This window comes from Arthrobacter sp. 7Tela_A1, from assembly GCF_049311065.1.
Classification (GTDB): domain Bacteria; phylum Actinomycetota; class Actinomycetes; order Actinomycetales; family Micrococcaceae; genus Arthrobacter_B.
In genome coordinates, this window is record NZ_JAXIOO010000001.1 from 86,545 (window position 1) to 106,621 (window position 20,077).

At 66.8% G+C, this 20,077-nt stretch carries 19 protein-coding genes; 16 read left to right on the plus strand and 3 right to left on the minus strand.

Features of this window, described 5'->3' with window-relative positions; translation table 11 throughout:
- Positions 1-70: 70 nt before the first annotated feature.
- The 11 genes from TVB01_RS00420 (at position 71) to TVB01_RS00470 (ending at position 10,675) form a co-directional block, all read left to right on the plus strand.
- The gene (locus TVB01_RS00420) at positions 71-745 is read left to right on the plus strand and encodes an NAD(P)-binding oxidoreductase (RefSeq protein WP_422453230.1); all 675 of its coding nucleotides are present in this window, start codon (positions 71-73) and stop codon (positions 743-745) included.
- 47 nt (positions 746-792) lie between these two features.
- Complete coding sequence (dxr, locus tag TVB01_RS00425; RefSeq protein WP_422453232.1) at positions 793-2,016, plus strand: 1-deoxy-D-xylulose-5-phosphate reductoisomerase; 1,224 nt, start codon at positions 793-795, stop codon at positions 2,014-2,016.
- 25 nt (positions 2,017-2,041) lie between these two features.
- Positions 2,042-3,382 carry a M50 family metallopeptidase gene (locus tag TVB01_RS00430; protein WP_422453234.1) on the plus strand — a complete coding sequence of 447 codons (1,341 nt, stop codon included), beginning with the start codon at positions 2,042-2,044 and terminating at the stop codon, positions 3,380-3,382.
- 68 nt (positions 3,383-3,450) lie between these two features.
- Entirely contained in the window at positions 3,451-4,092 is a 642-nt protein-coding gene (locus TVB01_RS00435) for a MarR family transcriptional regulator (RefSeq protein ID WP_422453235.1), read from the plus strand.
- A 28-nt stretch (positions 4,093-4,120) separates the two neighbouring features.
- Positions 4,121-4,579 (plus strand): hypothetical protein, encoded by a 459-nt coding sequence (locus TVB01_RS00440; protein WP_422453237.1) that lies wholly within the window; start codon positions 4,121-4,123, stop codon positions 4,577-4,579.
- A gap of 19 nt (positions 4,580-4,598) precedes the next feature.
- Positions 4,599-4,892, plus strand: coding sequence for a YciI family protein (locus tag TVB01_RS00445; RefSeq protein ID WP_422453239.1), 294 nt, complete (start codon positions 4,599-4,601; stop codon positions 4,890-4,892).
- 122 nt (positions 4,893-5,014) lie between these two features.
- Complete coding sequence (ispG, locus tag TVB01_RS00450) at positions 5,015-6,181, plus strand: flavodoxin-dependent (E)-4-hydroxy-3-methylbut-2-enyl-diphosphate synthase (protein WP_422453241.1); 1,167 nt, start codon at positions 5,015-5,017, stop codon at positions 6,179-6,181.
- Positions 6,144-7,046 carry a GNAT family N-acetyltransferase gene (locus tag TVB01_RS00455; RefSeq protein ID WP_422453381.1) on the plus strand — a complete coding sequence of 301 codons (903 nt, stop codon included), beginning with the start codon at positions 6,144-6,146 and terminating at the stop codon, positions 7,044-7,046. Before ispG ends, TVB01_RS00455 begins: the two co-directional genes overlap by 38 nt.
- Positions 7,047-7,096: 50 nt before the next feature.
- A complete protein-coding gene (locus tag TVB01_RS00460) occupies positions 7,097-7,954 on the plus strand; it encodes a hypothetical protein (protein WP_422453243.1) in 858 nt (285 codons plus the stop codon).
- 115 nt (positions 7,955-8,069) lie between these two features.
- Entirely contained in the window at positions 8,070-9,869 is a 1,800-nt protein-coding gene (locus TVB01_RS00465; protein WP_422453245.1) for a proline--tRNA ligase, read from the plus strand.
- Between the two features lie 8 nt (positions 9,870-9,877).
- A complete protein-coding gene (locus TVB01_RS00470) occupies positions 9,878-10,675 on the plus strand; it encodes a sulfite exporter TauE/SafE family protein (protein WP_422453247.1) in 798 nt (265 codons plus the stop codon).
- A gap of 10 nt (positions 10,676-10,685) precedes the next feature.
- Here TVB01_RS00470 and TVB01_RS00475 read toward each other — a convergent pair whose 3' ends face one another.
- Positions 10,686-11,678 (minus strand): aminoglycoside phosphotransferase family protein, encoded by a 993-nt coding sequence (locus tag TVB01_RS00475; RefSeq protein ID WP_422453249.1) that lies wholly within the window; start codon positions 11,676-11,678, stop codon positions 10,686-10,688.
- A 124-nt stretch (positions 11,679-11,802) separates the two neighbouring features.
- Positions 11,803-12,879 (minus strand): DUF4439 domain-containing protein, encoded by a 1,077-nt coding sequence (locus TVB01_RS00480; RefSeq protein ID WP_422453251.1) that lies wholly within the window; start codon positions 12,877-12,879, stop codon positions 11,803-11,805.
- Positions 12,880-12,984: 105 nt separating this feature from the next.
- Between TVB01_RS00480 and rimP the strand changes: the two genes are divergently transcribed.
- The 5 genes from rimP (at position 12,985) to rbfA (ending at position 18,697) form a co-directional block, all read left to right on the plus strand.
- Positions 12,985-13,611, plus strand: a complete 627-nt coding sequence (gene rimP / locus TVB01_RS00485) for a ribosome maturation factor RimP (RefSeq protein ID WP_422453253.1) — start codon at positions 12,985-12,987, stop codon at positions 13,609-13,611.
- The gene (gene nusA, locus TVB01_RS00490; protein WP_422453255.1) at positions 13,612-14,583 is read left to right on the plus strand and encodes a transcription termination factor NusA; all 972 of its coding nucleotides are present in this window, start codon (positions 13,612-13,614) and stop codon (positions 14,581-14,583) included.
- Between the two features lie 190 nt (positions 14,584-14,773).
- Entirely contained in the window at positions 14,774-15,013 is a 240-nt protein-coding gene (locus tag TVB01_RS00495) for a YlxR family protein (protein WP_422453383.1), read from the plus strand.
- Between the two features lie 151 nt (positions 15,014-15,164).
- The gene (gene infB / locus TVB01_RS00500) at positions 15,165-18,050 is read left to right on the plus strand and encodes a translation initiation factor IF-2 (RefSeq protein ID WP_422453257.1); all 2,886 of its coding nucleotides are present in this window, start codon (positions 15,165-15,167) and stop codon (positions 18,048-18,050) included.
- Positions 18,051-18,220: 170 nt separating this feature from the next.
- Entirely contained in the window at positions 18,221-18,697 is a 477-nt protein-coding gene (rbfA, locus tag TVB01_RS00505; RefSeq protein ID WP_227894820.1) for a 30S ribosome-binding factor RbfA, read from the plus strand.
- 66 nt (positions 18,698-18,763) lie between these two features.
- Here the strand turns inward: rbfA and TVB01_RS00510 are convergent, their stop codons facing one another.
- On the minus strand, positions 18,764-19,996 hold the full coding sequence (locus TVB01_RS00510; protein WP_422453259.1) for a ScyD/ScyE family protein: 1,233 nt from the start codon (positions 19,994-19,996) through the stop codon (positions 18,764-18,766).
- Positions 19,997-20,077 lie beyond the last annotated feature (81 nt).

Sequence of the window (20,077 nt, forward strand, 5' to 3'; positions counted from 1 at the left end):
TTCCTGTCAAAGCGGGAAGAACTTTCGCCAAACCGGGGAAATCTGTGCGGCGCCCGCCGATACTGGGGCTATGCGCATAGTCATAGCTGGAGCCCATGGGCAGATTGCACGCGAAACCGGCCGCCTCCTGACGGCCGCAGGCAACGACGTAGCGGGCCTGATCCGTGATCCTGACCAGTCCGAGGACCTGGAGCGCGATCTCGTGGCGCCCGTTGTCCTGGACCTGGAAAACAGCACCCTCGAAGACGTGACCCAGGTCTTGAACGGAGCCGACCTTGCAGTCTTCGCCGCCGGCGCCGGACCGGGCAGCAGCAGTGAACGCAAGGATGCGGTGGACCGTGCCGGGGCCGTGCTGCTGGCCGAAGCCGCTGAGCAGGCCGGAGTGCAGCGCCTGATCCAGATTTCCTCAGCCGGCACGGAGACCGTCCGGGACGGGCGCCCGGAAGGCCTGTCCGACACCATGCATGCCTATCTCACAGCGAAACTGGCGGCGGAAGAGGACCTGCGCTCACGCCAGAACCTGGACTGGACGATCGTGAAGCCCGGGGCCTTGACCAACGGGGATCCGGTGGGGCTGGTGGAGCTGGGCAGGGATGTCGCCCCGAACACGATTCCGCGGCAGGACGTCGCCGCTGTGCTGGCTGAACTCGTCACCAGCGGCCGCGGCGTCGGGCAGGTCCTGGGCCTGGTCACCGGGACGGAGACGATTCCGGAGGCCGTTGCCGCGTTGCCTGTTGCGCTGTAGGCCGTGTGCGGCGTGCGGTGGAGGCCGGGTGCGGAATACTGGGAACCATGCAGCTACCTGATGCCTCCGTGCCCCTGACCGCCGAGCAAGCACCGCGCCGGGTGATTCTCCTGGGCTCCACCGGTTCCATTGGAACGCAGGCAATCGACGTGGCGAACGCCGCGCCGGAACGCTTCGAAATCGTGGCCCTCGCCGCAGGCGGCAACAACCTGGACCTGCTGGCCGGGCAGGCGGTCCAGACACGGGCCGCCGCCGTGGGCTGCGCCGCCGTGGACCTGCGGACCCTGGAAGCAGCGATAGCGCGGGCCTGCGCGGCTGCGTCCGTCACCGGCTACGAACCGGAGCTCTTTGTCGGTGCCAGTGCTGCGACGGCCATCGCCGCGTGGCCGGAAGCCGACGTCGTCCTGAACGGCATGACCGGTTCGATCGGCCTGGAACCAACCCTTGCCGCGCTGGCAGCAGGGCACCTGCTGGCGCTGGCCAACAAGGAATCCCTGATCGTCGGGGGAGCACTGGTGAAGCAGGCCGCCCGGCCCGGGCAGCTGGTACCGGTGGATTCTGAGCACTCGGCTCTGGCCCAGGCGCTGAGGTCCGGCACCCCCGACGAAGTTGACCGGCTGGTCGTCACCGCCTCGGGCGGGCCCTTCCGCGGAAGGAAGCGCGCGGAACTCGCGGACGTGACACCGGAGCAGGCGCTGGCCCACCCCACCTGGAAGATGGGCCGGATGGTCACTACCAATTCCGCCACCATGGTGAACAAGGCCCTGGAAGTCATCGAAGCCCACCTGCTTTTCGATGTGCCGCTGGAACGCATTGACGTCGTCGTGCATCCGCAGTCCATCGTCCATTCCATGGTCCAGTTCATTGACGGCTCCACGATCGCCCAGGCGTCCCCGCCTGACATGCGCCTGCCGATTGCCCTGGGCATGGGCTGGCCGCACCGCGTCCGCGGAGCCGCAGTGCCGTGTGACTGGACCCGGGCCGCGGAGTGGACGTTTGAACCGCTGGATGAGGAAGCCTTTCCTGCCGTTCGGCTGGCGAAGGAAGCAGCGGCGTCCGGAGGGACCGGGATGGCCGTCTACAACGCTGCCAATGAGGAAGCCGTGGATGCCTTCCACGACGGTCTCATCGGATTCCCAGACATTGTTGATACGATCGCCGCCGTGCTGGCAGAGCACACGGAGACCGGGATACTCACGCTGGAGTCCGTGCTGGCAGCAGAACAATGGGCCCGCTCGGCTGCCCGTGCCCGCTGCGGCCGGCCGGCGTAGTCCGCCCTGATCCAAAGGAAGTCCGTTGAGCGTTTTACTCTTTGTCCTGGGTGTGCTGTTCGTGGCCGTCGGCATCGCCGTGTCCATTGCGCTGCACGAGGTAGGGCACCTGGTTCCGGCCAAGGCCTTCAAGGTCCGCGTTACGCAGTACATGATCGGTTTCGGCCCCACGGTGTTCTCCCGCAGGCGGGGCGAAACCGAGTACGGCTTCAAGGCACTTCCGCTGGGTGGCTATGTCTCCATGGTCGGCATGTTTCCGCCGAACAAGGAAACGGCCGACGGCGATGTCCGCCGCTCCAGCACCGGCATGTTCCAGCAGCTCGCCGTGGATGCCAGGCAGGCGGAAACCGACCGCCTGGAACCCGGGGACGAGAACCGGGTGTTCTACAAGCTGCCCGTCTGGAAGCGGATCATCATCATGCTCGGCGGGCCGTTTATGAACCTGCTGATCGGCGTCGTGCTTTTTGCCGTGCTGCTCATGGGCTTCGGCACCTCACAAAGCACCACCACGCTGGCATCGGTCAGTGAGTGCGTGGTGAGCGGCAGCCAGGCAGCCGCGGGGCAGTCAGAGTGCACCGATACCGACCCGGCTGCTCCAGCACACGAAGCCGGGCTTCTGCCCGGGGACACCATCACCGCTTTTGACGGCAAGCCGGTTGCCGGCTGGGCCGAGCTCTCCGAACTGATCCGTGAAGCTGCGGGCCGCAGCGTCACCGTCACGTACGAGCGGGACGGAGTGCAGGCGGAGGCCAGCATCACGCCGCTGCTGACCGAACGTCCCGTCACGGAAGAGGACGGCACGCCGGTGCTGGACGACGGCGGCAATCCGGTCACGCAGGAGGTCGGTTTCATCGGCGTCGGATCCCAGACGGCACTGGTCCGCCAGCCGGCCACTGAAGTGCTGCCCATGGTGGGGGAGAACCTGCAGGGCATTGCCGGCGTCATCATCAACCTTCCGCAGCGGCTTGCCGATGTGGCCCAGGCTGCTTTCTCCACTGAGGAACGCGATCCCAACGGGCCCATGAGTGTTGTGGGTGTCGGCCGGATCGCCGGAGAGATTTCCTCCATGGAGGAAGCACCGGTGCAGAACCGTGTGGCCACGCTGATCGGGCTGGTGGGCAGCGTGAACCTGGCGCTGTTCGTGTTCAACCTGATTCCGCTGCTGCCGCTGGACGGCGGGCACGTTGCCGGGGCGCTCTGGGAGTCGCTGCGGCGCGGTTTCGCCAAACTCTTCAAGCGTCCCGATCCGGGGCCGTTCGACATGGCCAAGCTGCTCCCGGTGACCTATGCGGTGGCGGTGCTGCTCATGGGGATGGGTGCCCTGCTCATCTACGCGGACATCGTGAAGCCGGTCAGCCTGTTCTAGCTAGGTTTCAAGTTGAATTGAAACGCATTTTGATTGCAATATGATTTGCAAGCGAATATGGTTTCAACATGTTCGTCATGACGATCGACCAAAAAGACAGCAGGAACAGTGCCGACCGGGTACCGGAGCTGCTGGACCTCCTCGGACCCCTGGACCTGGATCTCCCGTTTGAACGCACCGTGGGCGATGAGGTCCAGGGCGTCACCTCATCGGCCGGCACGGTGGTGGATGCAGCCCTGCTGGCCCTTCGCCAGGGCGGATGGTCCGTCGGGATCGGGGTCGGCGAGGTCGGCCTTCCGCTGCCCGCCTCCTCCCGGGAGGCCGGGGGAGATGCCTTCGTCGCCGCACGCGACGCCGTCGAACGTGCCAAAAAGACCGGGGACCGTCCGCCGCTGGCCGTCGCATCGGCAGGCACCGGGCCCGGGGCGGACCCGGAGACGGTCGCCGCAGTGGCGCAGGCTGAGGCCGTCCTGGTCCTGATTGCCCGGCTGGTCTGCGACCGGAGTCCGGCCGAGTGGCGCATCCTGGAACACGTCGAACCGCATAAATGGGGAGCCAAGACAGAAGCAGCACGTATGCTCGGGGTCAGTTCCCAGGCCGTCAGCAATGCCGTCCGGCGTGCCGGCTGGCAGGAAGAGTGGGCCGCCCGTCCCGCCGCAGCGGTGCTCCTGGAGCGCGCCGACCGGGCTGCCGGCGGGAACCACAGCTGACCCGGGGCATCAAAGGGGGAGGAACGTCATGGACGTCTTATGGATCGTGCTTGGACTGGCGGCCGCCGCAGTCGGGGGATGGCCCGTCACGTCGGGTGTCCTGAAACTGGCGCGGGCCGTCGAAGCGGCGCGCCCCGGCCTGGATCCGTTCAGCGACCCCGCTGCTGACCAGGTCCGGGATCCGGTAGGAGCCGCGGTACATCCGCTGCCGCCCCTTCCGCGCCGGCCGCCCCTGCCCGCTGGGCCGGTGATCCTGCGGGGCGGGCTGGTGATCGGTTTCCTGGAACGGCTTGCCGTGGCCGCCGCCGTCCTCGCTGACGAACCCGTGGCGATCGCGTACGTCGTGGCCATCAAGGGACTGGGCCGGTACGCCGAGCTCAAGGAAACACCGGCCGCGGCCGAACGCTTCATCATCGGCACGCTCACGTCCATGCTCTGGGCCGTGGGGGTCGCCGCAGCAGTCCGCATGGCCCTGCTGCAGGGCTGAATCCCTTAGGGTGGAATTCATGAGTATTTTTGCCGTTGAGTACGTGTACGACGCCGAGTCCGCAGAGCTGCGCGCGCAGCACCGTCCGGCCCACCGCGAGTGGCTTGCAGCCCTCGTGGAAGAAGGCAGGGTCCTGGCCAGCGGACCGTTTGCCGACGGCGCGGGCGCCCTGCTGATCTTCACGGCGGAGAGCGAAGAAGACCTGAACAACCTGCTGAAGCAGGATCCCCTGGCCGTCGGCGGAGGCATCTCGGGGCTGAAGACCACCGAATGGCAGCCCGTTACCGGCGCTTTCTCGCACCTGGCGTCCTAAGCCCAGAGTGATATTCGCTCCACCTGCCCGCGCTCTGCGCGCGGGCAGGTGGATAATAGGGAAGGCGCCCCTGCGCGCCGTTCACAGACTAATACTTGCCCCTTGGGCACATGGAGGAAGCTTTGACCTCGGTCAACCTTGGAATGCCAGCAGCACCGCCGCCCGTCCTCGCTCCGAGGCGCAAGACCCGCCAGATCAAGGTGGGCTCCGTCGGCGTCGGGTCGGACTTTCCGGTCAGTGTCCAGTCGATGACCACGACTCCGACCACCGACATCAATGCAACGCTGCAGCAGATCGCTGAGCTGACGGCGTCGGGCTGCGATATCGTGCGGGTTGCCTGCCCCAGCGCCGACGACGCTGCCGCCCTGCCGATCATCGCGAAGAAGTCGCAGATCCCGGTCATCGCCGATATCCACTTCCAGCCCAAGTACGTTTATGCGGCGATCGAGGCCGGCTGTGCCGCGGTCCGCGTGAACCCGGGCAACATCCGGAAGTTCGATGACCAGGTCAAGCAGATCGCAGCCGAGGCCAAGGCCGCAGGCGTCTCGATCCGCATCGGTGTCAACGCCGGGTCCCTCGATCCGCGGCTGCTGGCGAAGTACGGCAAGGCCACTCCGGAAGCCCTGGTGGAATCCGCTGTGTGGGAAGCCTCGCTCTTCGAGGAGCACGACTTCCACGACTTCAAGATTTCCGTCAAGCACAACGACCCCGTGGTCATGGTCCGCGCGTATGAACTGCTGGCCGAGCGCGGCGACTGGCCCCTGCACTTGGGCGTGACCGAAGCCGGACCAGCCTTCCAAGGAACGATCAAGTCCGCCACCGCCTTTGGGGCACTGCTCTCCAAGGGCATCGGTGACACCATCCGCGTGTCCCTGTCCGCCCCTCCGGTGGAGGAAATCAAGGTCGGCAACCAGATCCTGCAGTCCCTGAACCTGCGTCCGCGCAAGCTTGAAATCGTGTCCTGCCCCTCCTGCGGCCGCGCCCAGGTGGATGTCTACACGCTGGCCGAACAGGTCACCGCCGGACTCGAAGGCATGGAGGTCCCGCTGCGCGTCGCCGTCATGGGCTGTGTCGTCAACGGGCCGGGGGAGGCGCGCGAAGCTGATCTGGGTGTAGCCTCCGGTAACGGCAAGGGTCAGATTTTCGTCAAGGGCGAAGTCATCAAGACCGTGCCGGAAGACCAGATTGTGGAAACCCTTATCGAAGAAGCGATGAGGATCGCGGAAGATATGGGGGAGGCCGATGGCGAGGATGCTGGCACGGGTGGCCCCATGGTTACCGTCGGCTAAGGCCGGCTCTGAGATCCGCAGCGGGCACCCATTGGGCACGCTGCGGATCCTCTCTGCCGCGGACACCGCGGCCCTGACCGAACTCGCGGCAGCGGATGCCGTGGCGAACACGTTCCTGCTCTCCCATTTGGAGACCGCCGGTACGGCCGCGCCCACCGCCTCAGGCGGCCAGATCCTGGGAGTGTTCGACGGCGGCGAGCTGGTTGCCGCCTGCTGGGCCGGCGTCAACGTGGTCCCCACGGCTGTGAGCGCCGACGCCGGTCCCGAGATCGGCGCGTACCTCGCCCGCACCGGGCGCAGGTTTTCTTCCCTCTTCGGCCCAGCCGAAGCCGTGCTGTCCCTCTGGTCCGAGCTGCGGCACACCTCTCCGCGGCCCTTCGATGTCCGTGCCGACCAGCCGCTGCTGGAAATCTCCGCTGCCTCCGATGTTCCGCCGGCCCCCGGGCTCCGCAAGGCACGCCCCTCGGACCTGGACCGGCTGCTTCCGGCCTGCACCGCGATGTTCGAGGAAGAAGTGGGCTATTCCCCGGTTGCCGGAGGCAGCCGCCATTACCGGCAGCGTGTGCTTTCGCTCATCCAAAAGGGACACTCGCTGGTGGAATTCGACCCGGCCGGCGACGTGATCTTCAAGGCCGAACTGGGAACGGTCTCCAGCAGCGCCGTCCAGGTGCAGGGCGTCTGGATGAACCCGGCCTACCGCGGGCAGGGCCTCAGCGCCGGCTACATGTCCGCCGTCGTCCGGTACGCACAGGAGCTCGCTCCGGTCACGAGCCTGTACGTGAACCACTACAACGCCCCTGCCCGGGCCACGTACGAAAGCGTGGGCTTCAAGCAGGTGGGTACGTTCGCCACCATCCTTTTCTGAGCACAGCGGCCCTTACGCTGCCGCTAGCCGGACCGTAGGGTGGAACAACCATGACATCGCTTCGCGCTGCTGCCTGCCTGCTGGCCGGGAGCCTGCTGGCCGGCAGCCAGCTGCTTACCGGCTGCACCGGCACGCCCGGCCCGGGGGAGCAGGGCACCTCGCCTGCCGGGACCGTTTCTCCCGGCAGCCAGCCCGGAACGACCCCTGCCAGTCCGGCCCCTGCCAGTCCGGACGCCGCCAGTCCGGACGCCGGAACTCCGCGCAGCTCCACCGGCACCACCGGGCCCGATGCCGGAAACGCCGGCCAGGAACCGGCCTTTTCTCCGAACCGCCTGGAAGCGGCCGTTGCGTCGGTGAACAGGAACCTGGGACTCGGCGGCGAGGTCCTCAGCGGAGAGTCCCTGCGGGCAGCGTTTCCCACCGGTTCACCAGCCACGGAGGGCGTGACTTTCGACCCGGCTGCCTGTGCCGGGATCGCAGTCACCGACTCGGTCGCAGCGGTCCGGGACGCCTCCCTGGCAGGCTTGGCCTACGGCCCTGCGGGTGAAGCTCCGACGGTGCTCAACGTCGCCGCCTACGCTGATGATTCCCTTCTGGACAGGCTCGACTATATTGACGAGGCCGTCCTGACCGGCTGCGCCGAAGTGAAGATGTCTCAGGACGGCCGGCAGGTCACCATCACCAACACGCAGCTGGACGCCTCCACCGCTGCGGAGCAGACCCTTGCCCTGAACACCACCGTCAGCGGCGCCGGCAGCCGGACCCAGCTGGTGGTGGTCAGTGCGCGGACCGGCAGCGTCCGGATTGTCGTGTCCACGCCCGCGCCCGCCGATCCCCGGGCCGCGGTGCAGGAAGCAGCAGCGGTGATCGACGCCATGCTCGAAAACCTGGGCCTGATCGTCCTCTAGGGCACCGGCCCGCCACACTGCGTGCGTGTCAGGGAGACCCGGAGCAAGCGGCTAGATTAGTACGTAGAACTTCTTACTTAGGTGCAGCCAACGGCTGCAGAAACGGATTCGACGCGTGGTCCTTCGACTTTCCACCCTTTTCCTGCGCACCCTGCGCGAAGACCCGGCAGACGCCGACGTCGCCAGCCACCGCCTGCTCGTCCGCGCCGGCTACATCCGCCGTGCCGCTCCCGGCATCTACTCGTGGCTGCCGCTGGGCCTGCGGGTGCTGGGCAAGGTGGAGACCATCATCCGCGAGGAAATGGCCGCCATCGGCGCCCAGGAAGTCCACTTCCCGGCCCTGCTGCCCCGCGAACCCTACGAAGCGTCCAACCGCTGGACGGAATACGGGGACAACCTCTTCCGCCTCCAGGACCGCAAGGGCGCGGACTACCTGCTGGCACCGACCCACGAGGAAATGTTCACCCTCCTGGTCAAGGACCTCTACAGCTCCTACAAGGACCTGCCGGTCTCCCTGTTCCAAATCCAGAACAAGTACCGCGACGAAGCACGGCCGCGGGCCGGCCTGCTCCGCGGCCGTGAGTTCATCATGAAGGACTCCTACTCCTTCGACATCGACGACGAAGGCCTCGAAGCCAGCTACCAGGCGCACCGCGGCGCCTACCTGCGCATCTTCGAGCGCCTGGGACTCGACGTCGTTGTGGTCTCCGCTGTTTCCGGAGCCATGGGCGGATCCAAGAGCGAGGAATTCCTGCACCCGACTCCGGTCGGCGAGGACACCTACGTCCGTTCGGCCGGCGGCTACGCAGCGAACGTCGAGGCAGTGACCACCGTTGCCCCCGAAGCAGTCGACTACGCCAATGCTCCCGCCGCGCAGGTAGTGGACACCCCGGACACCCCGACCATCGAGACGCTGGTGGCGGACGTCAACGCCCGCTTCCCGAAGGACGGCGGCGAATGGACCGCGGCTGACACGCTGAAGAACGTGGTGCTCGCGGTAACGCTGCCCACCGGCGAACGGCAGATCGTCGTCGTCGGCGTTCCCGGCGACCGTGCCGTGGACCTCAAGCGCATCGAAGCCAACATCGGCGCGCACCTTGAGATCGGCGGTGAAGTGGGCATCGAAGCTGCCACCGAAGACGACCTGAAGAAGAACCCGGGACTGGTCAAGGGTTACATCGGCCCGGGACTGTCCCTGGACGAAGCTGTGCTGGGCACCGAATCCGCCACCGGCCTGCTGTACCTCGTGGATCCCCGCGTGGTGTCCGGAACCCGCTGGGTCACCGGCGCCAACGCGGCCGGAAAGCACGTGATCGGCCTGGTTGCCGGCCGCGACTTCACCTGGGACGGCGTCATTGAAGCCGTCGAGGTTCGCGAAGGCGACGAAGCCCCGGACGGCTCCGGACCCCTGGAAGCCGCCCGCGGCATCGAGATGGGCCACATCTTCCAGCTGGGCCGCAAGTACGCCGAAGCCCTGGGCCTGAAGGTCCTGGACAAGAACGGCAAGCTCGCCACCGTGACCATGGGTTCCTACGGCGTGGGAGTCACCCGCGCCGTTGCAGCTCTGGCCGAGTCCAACCGCGACGAGAAGGGCATCATCTGGCCGCGCGCCGTCGCACCGGCAGACGTCCATGTTGTCGCCACCGGCCGCGGGGACGAGATTTTCGAGGCTGCAGCCAAGCTGTCCGAAGAGCTCGAGGCAGCCGGCCTGGAGGTTATCTACGACGACCGTCCCAAGGTTTCCCCGGGCGTGAAGTTCGGCGATGCCGAGCTGATCGGCGTTCCGACCATCCTGGTGGTTGGCCGCGGCCTGGCCGACGGCGTCGTCGAGATCAAGGACCGCGCCACCGGCGAGGCAGAGAACGTTCCCGTTGCCGAGGCCGTGGAGTACGTGCTCCGCGCTGCCCGGTCCTGAGCACCTAAGTGGTCTCCGGGCTCGAGGAGATAACGCTCGCCACCATCGCGCTTGTGGTCGTGGCGGGCCTTGCGGCCGGGTGGGTCGACGCCGTCGTGGGCGGCGGCGGCCTGCTCCAGCTGCCCGCGCTTCTCCTCGTGCCCGGAATCACTCCTGTCGAGGCGCTGGCAACCAACAAGATGGGTTCCGTCTTCGGAACCACCACCAGCGCCGTGACCTACTACCGCCGCGCTCATCCGGACCTGAAGACGGCCCTGCCCATGGCCGGAGTCGCTCTGGCGGCCAGCTTTGGCGGAGCCGTCCTCGCGGCGTCACTGCCGGCGTCGGTATTCAAACCCATCATTGTGGTGGCCCTGATCATGGTTGCCGTTTTCACTGCGACCAAGCCCACGGTGGGGGAGCTGACCAAGCTCCGCCATACCGGGAACCGGCACTACTGGACCGCAGGCGCCATCGGAGCGGTGATCGGTTTCTATGACGGGCTGATCGGACCAGGCACGGGATCCTTCCTCATCATCGCCATGGTGACTCTCCTCGGGTACAACTTCCTGGCCGCCAGCGCCAAGGCCAAGATCGTGAACATGGCCACCAACATCGGGGCCCTGGCATTCTTCCTCCCGCACGGTTCGCTGCTGTGGGGCCTGGGGCTGATCCTGGGACTCGCCAACATGACCGGCGGCTACATCGGCGCACGCATGGCGGTGAAGCAGGGCAGCAAGTTCATCCGGATCGTGTTCCTGGTGGTGGTCGGCGCGCTGATCATCAAACTGGGAACGGATGTCTGGATGGAGAACTTCAGCGGCTAGGTCCGCTGCATCAGGCCGCGGGAAGATCCCAGACGGGCGGAAGCCCCGGGTGGCGGCGCCCTGCAAGTGCGGAGGCCACCCACACCGAGCGCCGGGCATCCCCGTGCTGCCCCTCGCCCACGTACTCCACCGCGTTGACGACTTCCCGGAGGATGCTCCATTCCCTGGCCGCATCCGGGTCAAGGCCCCCCGCGTCGCAGAGCAGGCGGAGCCGGTCCTGCAGCGACTGTTCAGGCGCGTCCGGGTCCAGGTCCTCCAACCGGTTCCACAGCATGGGTGCGACGGCGTACTCGGGTTCCCCGAGGACCGCCTGGGGATCGATCGCCGCCCAGCCGCTGTTGGATGTGAGGCGGTGCAGGACGTTTTCGCAGTGCAGGTCTGCGTGCACCAGCACATCCCGGTTCCAGCGGCGGCCGACGACGCCGCGCGTCTGGCAGACCTGCAGCGCCTCCTCCAGCAGCCAGCGTTCAAACGGCCGGCCCAGCGCCTCCCACTCCGCCGGCAGCTGATCGGAGAGCTGTTCCGCGTGTTCGGCGACGGACGGAACGGCTGCCCACAGCGGGTCATCGCCGGAGGGAAGGGACAGCATCCGGATCAGTCCGCCCCACACCTCCGCGGCCTGCTGCACGGGCAACTGGGCCAGGGTGGTTCCTGGATCCAGCCGCTCGAGCAACAGCGTGGTGCCCGCCGGGTCCTGGGCAAGCAGCCGCACGGCGCCGGTGCCGTTCCACAGCTGCAGGGCCGCCGCTTCCGTGGCGGACTCCGGGTGCGGGTACGGGAACTTCAGTACGGCAGGGGTTCCGTCGGCGGCGGAGCGCACCGGTACCACGAGTGCACCGTGTCCGTGCCAGCTGTGGGCAGCTGCGCCGGGGTCGGTGACCATGCCAAAGTCCGCCAACGCGGTTTCCACGAGTTCCGGAAGTCCATCCAGCCATTCCCTGCCTTGCCGTGTCCGCAGATAGCGCAGGCGCAGCGCCTCGGGTACGGTGACGGCGGCTGCCATGGTGCCTCCCGGATGGGATGGGGATGAAAACTACAGCCGCATCAGCCGCGGCCATCAAACAAGAGTAGGGGCAGCAGCCCTGTCCGGCCAGTACACCGGTGTGCAGCCGCCTGGTGCCAAAGGGTCAGCCGGCTGCCCAGGGCAGACTGGCCGGGTCGGCGGTGATCCCCGGTGAAGCGGGAGGAAGGCGCGAATCGGAGTACGCAGCCACGGAGGTTTGCACCAGCCTGTCGATGGCCCAGGACCGCAGGGCGCCGTCGCTGGAGCCGGCAAGATCAGCGTAGATGCCGGGCAGCGCCGCTTCCATCGCGGACAGGCTTCCGGCCGGGTCGGCGATAAACTCCGCCGACAGCGAGTAGGCGGGCAGCGGGCTGACTGCCGGGAGGCAAAGTGACGAAAGATGCCGTACGCCATCCTCGCCGGCCTTGAGATGGGCTGCACGCTGTTCGGCAGCGGTCTGTCCCAGTACGGCGAAGGAACTCCCGCCCTGGGCCTGCGCCACCTCGTAGGCATAGACTGCGCCGAACTCGGCATCCAGCACCGCACGGAGTGACTCGGCTGCCCCTGGGCGGTCACGCAGCTGGGTGCGGTCGGAGGCAGCGTCGCTGTTGGTGCACCGCGCAGCACTTTCCTCGAGGACCGGCGTCCAGCCCGATTCCTGCAGCGGTTCGCTCGTTTCACCCAGGGCGTCTGCAGCCCGCTGTGCCAGGAGCAGTTGTCCGGCGCCAACTGAGGCCAGCAGCCGGGCAGTTCCGTAGTCGGCCCGTCCCGCTGCTTCCAGATTGGTCTTCGCCGCTTCCTGCAGCGCCTGCACATAGGTACCTGACGATTCGCCGGAGCTCCCTGCCGCCTCCGGGGCGCCGGCCGGAGGCGTGGTGCCGCCGGGGCCGGCCAGGAGCAGCGCCTGCTCTGTCAGGGTCTGTGCCTGCAGCTTGAGCTCCGCGGCTGCCGGTGCGGGTACTTCCAAGCCGGCGGCATCCGCGGCCAGGACCCGTGCCGTGGCGAACGCCTCATTGAGGGCCTGCTCAGAAAAGGTGCGCGGCCGGTCAGCTTCGGCACGGGTCCCTGCCGTGAGTCCGAAACTGGCAACGACGCAGGCCAGAAGGCCAAGCGCCAGGGTACGCCGGAGAACACCGGCAGCTGCGGCAGCCTTGGAGGGGCGCGCTGCAGCGGTGTTCAGGGGTGAAGGGCGCTTATTCACAACAGTCGATCATGTCACGAACCGGGTCCCGGCTGCACCGGTGACTCGGGCACTTGGGAAAGTCGGTAGGCTAGGAGCTACAACAACATCTAGTGGGAGGCAGTAATGGCGGGTCGGACCAGCCCCAAAAAAGACACGTCGTCGGACTACCGCAAGAACGCACAGCGTGCAGAGATCGCGGCAGAGACGCAGCGGCTCACCGCTTACCTTGCTCCCACTGTCGCCTCCGAGGGACTCTTCCTGGAGGAAATCGAGATTAAGCTGGCAGGCGCCCACCGTACCGTCCACGTCATCGTGGATCTTCCCGAAACGGAAACCGGCGGGGTCAGCCTTGACCGCATTGCGGAAATCTCCCGCGTCCTGTCGGATGCCATGGATGAGGATCCGCACGACGACGGACGTCCGTACAGCCTTGAAGTTTCTTCCCCGGGAGTCTCGCGTCCGCTGACCGAGCCCCGTCACTGGCGGAGGAACACCGGCCGGATGGTGACCGTCTTCCCGGTGCGCGGCGACGCCGTGACGGGCCGCCTGGTCGAGACCGATGCCGAGGGCATCACCCTGATTCCTGAACTGCCCGTGAAGAAGGGCATGAAAGCCAAACAGGGCGAGAAGACGCACCTGGCCTTTAGCGACATCGCCAAGGGGAGGGTCGAAATCGAATTCGCCCATCTCGAGGATGAACCGGCAGGCGAAGACGCCGACGAATTTGAAAGCACAGCCGAGGAGGCCTAAATGGATATTGATATGAGTGCGCTGAGGCTGCTGGAAGCGGAACGCGAGATTCCGCTGGACAAGCTGATTCCGACGATTGAGCAGGCACTGCTTGTCGCCTATCACAAGACGACCGGATCGCAGGAGACCGCCCGCGCTGAACTCGACCGCAAGTCAGGCCACGTCACCATCTGGGCGACGGAGGTCGACGACGACGGCGAGGCAGTGGGGGAGTTCGACGACACTCCCGCAGGCTTCGGCAGGATTGCCGCCAGCACCGCGCGCCAGATCATCCTGCAGCGCCTGCGTGACGTGGAGGATGACAACATCCTCGGTGAGTTCAAGGGCCGCGAAGGCGAGCTCGTCTCAGGGCAGATCCAGCAGGGCAACAATCCCCACATGATCCAGGTCAACCTTGGCTCGGTGGAGGCGCTGCTGCCTCCGACGGAGCAGGTCCCCGGCGAGAAGTACCTGCATGGATCACGCCTGCGTGCGTTCGTCGTCGACGTCCGCCGGGGTTTCAAGGGTCCGTCGATCACGCTTTCCCGTTCCCACCCGGGCCTGGTGCGCAAGCTCTTCGAACTTGAGGTGCCGGAAATCGCCGACGGTTCGGTGGAGATCGTTGCCCTGGCCCGTGAGGCCGGCCACCGGACCAAGATTGCGGTCAAGGCCAATGTCGCCGGAGTCAACGCCAAGGGCGCCTGCATCGGTGAGATGGGTTCCCGCGTACGGGCCGTGATGACCGAACTGCACGACGAGAAAATCGACATCGTCGACTTCAGCGAGGATCCGGCGACCTTCATCGCCAACGCCCTCTCGCCGTCGCGCGTGAACTCCGTCACCATCACCGACGCCGACGCCCGCTCGGCCCGCGTCGTCGTGCCGGACTACCAGCTCTCCCTGGCTATCGGCAAGGAAGGGCAGAACGCCCGCCTCGCCGCCAAGCTCACCGGGTGGCGGATCGACATTGTCTCCGACGCAAAGTCGGCCTGATACTCCCGTTCCGCGAAGCCGGATGCGGGCATGAGAAGAGAAAAGCGGTAGAATGTTCATGGCCGGGTCACCTTCCGCCTTCCAGCAGCCGCAGCAGCCCGAGGATTCGGTGCGGCCTGCGGCAGGATCAGTGCATGTTCCCCAACGGACATGCATTGGTTGCCGGAAGAAAGATGACCAGGCTGCTTTGATGCGGCTGGCGCTTGAATCGAAGGAAGGCACACGTGCCGTCCAGGTCGATGAAAGCCGCCGTATGTCTGGCCGGGGTGCCTGGTTGCATCCCGAGGCAGCATGCCTCGCAACAGCTGTAAAACGCAGGGCCTTTGGCCGCGCCTTCCGGGTGCAGGTTGATATCTCGGCGCTGGAGCAGTGGTTCGAAGCTCAAGAGGCTGGTTCCGACCCGGAGCTACCTCGAAACCGTCCAACCTGAAAGCGGGTCAGAAATCTGATGGAAACCCGATGAGTACCCAGCGATGAGTACTTTGTTGTGCTCTGTGATGGGCCCTGCTGCACCCGCAGCGGAAGCCCGCAGCAAATAGACGGTTCGTGCCTGGCTCGGTGCGGACCGAGACAGGAGAAATGTGGCCAAGGTCCGCGTACACGAGCTCGCCAAAGAGCTCGGCATTACCTCGAAGGATGCAGTTGCAAAACTGCAGGAACTGGGCGAATTCGTCCGGTCGGCATCCTCGACAATCGAAGCACCCGTAGTTAAGAAGCTTCGCGGGGCATTCCCCGACGCCGCTGCCAAGCCGGCAGCATCCAAGCCCGCAGCACAGGCCAGCCCTGCGCCGCGTCCGGCAGCTCCCGCAGCCCCGGCTGCGCCTGCTCCGGCCGCACCCAAGGCTGAAGCTCCGGCTGCTGCCGAAAAGCCGGTGGCTCCCGCTGCTGCCGAAAAGCCGGCAGCTCCGGCTCCGGCCGCTCCCGCTGCTCCCAAGCCTGCTGCAGAAGCGCCGGCTGCGAAGCCTGCCTCGCCGGCTCCCGCAGCCGAAGAGAAGCCCGCAGCACCGGCTGAGTCTTCCTCCGCCCCGCGTCCGGGTGCCCCGCGCCCCGGAGCTGGCGGACCCCGTCCGGGCAACAACCCCTTTGCAACGTCCCAGGGCATGCCCCGTCCCCGCGGCCGCGGCGACGGCGAGCGTGGCCAGGGTGGTGCTCCGCGTCCGGGTAACAACCCGTTCGCTCCTTCCCAGGGCATGCCCCGCCCGGGCCAGCGCCGTGACGACGCCGAACGCACCGGAGCTCCCGGCGCAGGCGGTCCCCGTCCGGCAGCCGGCGCAGGCGGTCCTCGTCCGGGCGCACCCCGTCCGGGCGCACCGCGTCCGGGCGCTCCCCGTCCCGGCGGCGCTCCGCGTCCGGCCGGTGCCGGCGGAAACCGTCCGACTCCGGGCATGATGCCCAACCGCACCGAGCGTCCCGCAGCCCCGGCCCGTCCGGGTGCAGGCGGTCCGCGCCGCGGCCCCGGCGGTGCGCCGGGTGCAGGCGGCGGCGCTCCCGTTGGCGGCGGTTTCGGCAAGGGCGGCCGCGGACGCGGCGGCACTGCCGGTGCTTTCGGCAAGGGCGGCGCAGGACGCGGCAAGCAGCGCAAGTCGAAGCGGGCAAAGCGGCAGGAACTGGAGCAGATGTCAGCTCCGTCGCTGGGCGGCGTTTCGGTACCCCGCGGCGACGGCAACACTGTTGTCCGGCTCCGCCGCGGCGCGTCCATCACGGACTTCGCCGACAAGATTGAGGCAAACCCGGCAGCACTGGTTACCGTGCTGTTCCACCTCGGCGAAATGGCAACTGCCACGCAGTCGCTCGACGAAGAAACGTTCGGCGTCCTGGGCGAGGAACTGGGTTACAAGATCCAGGTTGTCTCTCCGGAAGACGAAGAGCGTGAACTGCTCAGCAGCTTCGACATCGACTTCGAAGCCGAGCTGGAAGCAGAAGGCGACGACGACCTCGAGGCACGTCCTCCGGTAGTCACCGTCATGGGCCACGTCGACCACGGTAAAACCCGCCTGCTCGACGCCATCCGCAACACAAAGGTTGTCGAAGGCGAAGCCGGCGGCATCACCCAGCACATCGGTGCCTACCAGATCGCCTTCGATCACGAGGGCACCGAGCGGGCCATCACCTTCATCGATACCCCGGGCCACGAGGCGTTCACCGCCATGCGTGCCCGTGGTGCGAAGGTCACCGACATTGCCGTGCTGGTTGTGGCAGCGGACGACGGCGTGATGCCGCAGACCGTTGAAGCACTCAACCACGCACAGGCAGCAAACGTGCCGATCGTGGTCGCCGTGAACAAGATCGACAAGGAAGGCGCCAACCCGGAGAAGGTCCGCGGCCAGCTGACCGAGTACGGCCTGGTTCCGGAAGAATACGGTGGCGACACCATGTTCGTTGAGGTCTCTGCCCGCCAGAACCTCAACATCGACGCCCTGCTTGAGGCCGTGCTGCTCACCGCAGACGCTGCCCTGGACATGCGCGCCAACCCGGACAAGGACGCACGCGGCATCGCGATCGAAGCGAACCTGGACAAGGGCCGCGGCGCTGTTGCGACCGTGCTGGTCCAGTCCGGAACGCTGAAGGTTGGAGACACGATTGTGGCGGGAACGGCCCACGGCCGCGTCCGTGCCATGTTCGACGAGAACGGGGACAACGTCACCGAAGCCGGACCGTCGCGTCCGGTCCAGGTACTGGGTCTCTCCAACGTCCCGCGTGCAGGCGATACCTTCTTCGTGACCGACGACGAGCGTACTGCCCGCCAGATCGCCGAGAAGCGTGAAGCTGCAGACCGCAACGCTGCCCTGGCCAAGCGCCGCAAGCGCATCAGCCTCGAGGACTTCGACCAGGCTGTCGCCGATGGAAAGGTTGACACCCTCAACCTCATCCTCAAGGGCGACGTGTCCGGTGCCGTGGAAGCCCTGGAAGACTCCCTGCTCAAGATCGACGTCGGGGACGGCGTGCAGCTGCGCGTTATCCACCGCGGCGTTGGTGCCATCACGCAGAACGACGTCAACCTGGCGACCGTGGACAACGCGATCATCATCGGCTTCAACGTCAAGCCTGCCGAGCGCGTGGCCGACCTGGCCGAGCGTGAAGGCGTGGACATGCGCTTCTACTCCGTCATCTACGCAGCAATCGATGACATCGAGCTGGCCCTCAAGGGCATGCTCAAGCCGGAGTACGAGGAAGTGCAGCTCGGTACCGCCGAGGTCCGCGAAGTCTTCCGCTCCTCCAAGTTCGGCAACATTGCCGGCTCGATCGTCCGGTCCGGCATCATCCGCCGTAACGCCAAGGCACGGGTCACCCGCGACGGCAAGGTCATCGGTGAAAACCTCACCGTCGACTCGCTCAAGCGGTTCAAGGACGACGCCACGGAAGTCCGCACCGACTTCGAATGTGGTATCGGCCTGGGCTCGTTCAACGACGTCAAGGAAGGCGACATCATCGAGACCTTCGAGATGCGCGAGAAGCCGCGGGTCTAGTCCCACGGCCTGGGGCTGCCGGATTCCGGCGGCCCCAGCCCGGGGCAGTCTGCCCCGGTATACCGCCGGGAACCGCAGGGGAGACCCTGCGGTTTGCGGCATTCCAGCGCCCGACGGCGGTCCCTTCCGGCCGCGGTCCGGCGAACCCACGGTTTTACTAAGGAGAGGTAATGGCAGATCCAGCACGCGCTGCGAAACTCGCTGACCGCATCAAAGTGGTAGTTGCACAGGCGCTCGAGCGGCGGATCAAGGATCCCCGGCTGGGATTCGTGACCATCACCGACGCACGGGTCACCAACGACCTGCAGCACGCCACCGTCTACTACACCGTCTTCGGCGACGAGGCCCAGCAGGCTGACACCAAGGCGGCCCTGGACTCTGCGCGCGGGATCCTGCGTGCGGAGGTAGGCAAGAACATCACGGTCCGCCTCACGCCGACCCTGGAGTTCGTTGCTGACGAAATCCCGGTCAATGCCAGCCACCTCGAAGAGCTGATCCGCGAAGCGAAGAAGCGCGACGAAGAGCTGGCAGCGCTGAAGCAGGGCGCCCAGTACGCCGGTGACCCCGATCCGTACCGCAAGGACGAAGAGGACGACGAAGAAGACCTGCAGGACGCGCCTGCCGAGGATTCGGACGCGCGCAGCTAGGCATCAGGACACGCAGAAGGAGCGGACCGCCACGGCGGCCGCTCCTTCTGCGTTCCCGACGCAGGACTAGTCGTTGTTCGGCTCTGCCGGCGCCCCGTCCGGCTCCGCCAGCCCGCGGGGATCTCCGCCGCTGGTGAGCTGGATCCGAATCACCTTCCCGTCCAAGACAGGGGGCGGCGCATTCGGATCGGTGGGTTCGCCGGGCTCCGGGAACCCCCCGGGGGGAATGGCATCAATACTTGCGTACAGTGCCGAGCCCCGCAGTTCGACGTCGGCCGGAGCAGCAGCGTCCAGGAACGGCTGGGCCGTAGCGGTGCCGCGTGGAATCACCGAGATCCGGTTCGCGAAAAGTTCAGCAACGTAGATGTCGCCGCGCGCGCTGACCGCGATCCCCGTGGGGGTCACCAGGCCCGTGGCGGCAAGCTCAACCGCACCGGTGCGCAGGTTCACGGTGTAAATGGAACCGGGTCCGCCGGGGCCGCCGGGAAGGCTGGCTACATAGAGCCTTCCGTCGCGTCCCATGGCCATGTCGGTCGGGACCGGTTCGGAGTAGTACACATGGCCCGCGGTGCAGGCAGGCAGCCCGTTTGCGGCAGCGGACTCCGCAGTGATGGGCGACGCTGCCGGCGGGAGGACAGCGACCGTGGACGTCCTGCCGCTGCGCTCGGAGACCTTGAGGATCGCGTTTGCTCCCGCGTCGGCGACGAGGATGCCGCCGGTGATCCGCATCGTGTCATAGGGATGTGAGTCCTGGATCCCCGTGTAATCGTTGGGAATCATCGGATCGATCTGGGCCAGGCATTCAGCGTCGAGGTCCCGGAACCCGTACGTATTGACCTGATCCGGGTTGGCCCTGCGTTCATACTCCGCCAGATCGGTGATGGTCCGGATGTTTCCCCGCCGGTCCACGGAGCGGAGCAGTGCGACGTTGTTCTCCGGGACTCCAAGCCCCTCACCGGTGGTCAGGGTGTAGTAGGTGGTGCCGCGGGAGCGTGACACAGCGTCCGAGGAATAGCCCTCGATCCCCGGGTCGAGGGTGGTGAGTACGCCGCCCTGGCCGATGCGCACGACGCTCTCGGCCATGGACTGCGCGACGTCGACAGACCGGCCGCTTCCCAGTGCGATCCGCAGCGGTGTGGTGAGGCCGGTGGCGAGCGTGGTGACTTCACCGGCCACCGGGGGCTGTGGGGAGGGATGATGCCCCCGGTAGCCGGCGGCGGCGGGCGGTGCGCCCGCCAGGCCTGCCAGCAATGCTGCTGCTGCGGTCAACGACAGCAATGAGGGTGTGCGCTTCTTCATGGCTTCCTCCGTGGATTAGGTGCTGCCGGGATACGGCTCAATGCGAGACTCACCCGGCGCGGAACCCCTAAACCGTTCCCC